General features: G+C 73.9%; 2 pseudogenes. One reads left to right on the top strand and one right to left on the bottom strand.

Features of this window, described 5'->3' with window-relative positions:
* Window positions 1–372 (bottom strand): annotated as a pseudogene (locus NS283_RS18100) (amidohydrolase family protein); the annotation flags it as partial.
* On the opposite strand from NS283_RS18100, the pseudogene NS283_RS18095 reads away from it, so the two are divergent.
* Window positions 371–598 (top strand): annotated as a pseudogene (locus NS283_RS18095) (amidohydrolase family protein); the annotation flags it as partial. The pseudogenes NS283_RS18100 and NS283_RS18095 sit on opposite strands and share 2 nt — an antisense overlap.

Here is a 598-nt window from a genome sequence, read left to right as displayed (position 1 = left end):
ACGGTCGGGTGCCTGCGCGACGTGGTCGGCGATGAGGCGGTTCGCCTCGGCGGTCGTCCAGGTCGCCAGGCCCTCGTTCGCCCACGGGTAGAAGTGGTTCGGCGAGGGGCTGACCCACTGGCGGTCGACGCCCTGGGCGTCCATCGCCTCCAGGCGCGCGCGCACGTCGGTCAGGCGCGGGAAGCGCTCGCCGATCATGCGTCCCGAGGCCTGCAGGCTCGCGAGGCCGTTGCGCTTCAGCTCGAGGTCGGCCGCGGCCTGCACCTCGTCAGGCACGCGGCGCTCGACCTCGGCGTGGAGCCCGGGCATGAGCAGGTGGGCGTGGACGTCGGTGACCTCGTTGCGGTCGACGCCGTCGGTCGCGAGGCTCATGCGCGGGCTCCACGCCGAGGTCGAGCGCCGCGTGCCTGACGAGGTGCAGGCCGCGGCCGACCTCGAGCTGAAGCGCAACGGCCTCGCGAGCCTGCAGGCCTCGGGACGCATGATCGGCGAGCGCTTCCCGCGCCTGACCGACGTGCGCGCGCGCCTGGAGGCGATGGACGCCCAGGGCGTCGACCGCCAGGTGGTCTGCGCCTCGCCGAACCACTTTACCCCAGGG

The sequence above is a fragment of the Microbacterium testaceum genome, from assembly GCF_001476285.1.
Classification (GTDB): domain Bacteria; phylum Actinomycetota; class Actinomycetes; order Actinomycetales; family Microbacteriaceae; genus Microbacterium; species Microbacterium testaceum_B.
Note: the sequence above shows the minus strand (reverse complement) of the source record. Positions and strands in the feature narration are given on the sequence as shown.